Annotated in this window: 1 protein-coding gene; it reads right to left on the bottom strand. The window is 70.8% G+C overall.

Annotated elements, in window-relative coordinates; genetic code table 11:
- Positions 1–635, bottom strand: a 635-nt coding sequence (locus tag ABD999_RS43790) for a CHAP domain-containing protein (RefSeq protein ID WP_345483303.1), incomplete at its 3' end; no start/stop codon positions are given.
- Positions 636–685: the final 50 nt, after the last annotated feature.

Genomic DNA, 685 nt, shown 5'->3' with positions numbered 1-685 from the left:
TGGGACACGGGCCGGATGCGCTCCTCGACCTTGCCGTTGCCGGTGTTGCCCTCGATCGTGGTGATCGTGCCGTCGCCGTTGTCCTTCTTCACCAGGCCGACGTGGTCGACGGCGCTGATGTTCTTGCTGCCGCCCCAGTCGAAGAAGACGACGCTGCCGGGCTTGGCCTCGCTGCCCCAGCGGTTGTTGTCCTTGAACCACTGGGCGTGGGTGACGGTGTAGGCGTCCCAGCCGATCGTGGAGCGGGCACCGGCCTGCTCGCCGACCCAGGACACGAACATCGCGCACCAGGGGGCGTTGGCGTACAGCGAGGGCGTGCCGCCGCCGTCACGGGCCAGGGTCTCGGCCGCGCGCGGGGAGGACATGTACCACTGGTGGAACTTGGTGCCGCCGCCGGCGGCGTCCTCGGTGACGCCGATCTGCGACTCGGCGACCTGAAGGACGGTGCTCGCGCTGACGGCGGTGGACTGGTTCGCGCTGCTCTGCTGGTGGGCGACCGGGTGCGGCTGGGAGGGGGAGGCGGCGGCCGCGGTGGCGGCGGCGGAGGTGCCGGCGAAGGCGGCGCCGAGTGCCAGGGTGGCGCCCAGGGCCAGGCGGGAGGTGGACGGGATGCGATCGAAGATGTGCTTGACCATGCTCGGGGATTGCTCCTTGCTTCCATGCCGCCTACCGGGTTAGCTGTCGG

Source organism: Nonomuraea ferruginea (assembly GCF_039540635.1).
In the GTDB taxonomy this organism is placed as follows: Bacteria; Actinomycetota; Actinomycetes; order Streptosporangiales; family Streptosporangiaceae; genus Nonomuraea; species Nonomuraea ferruginea.
This window is presented reverse-complemented; position numbering and strand designations above follow the sequence as displayed.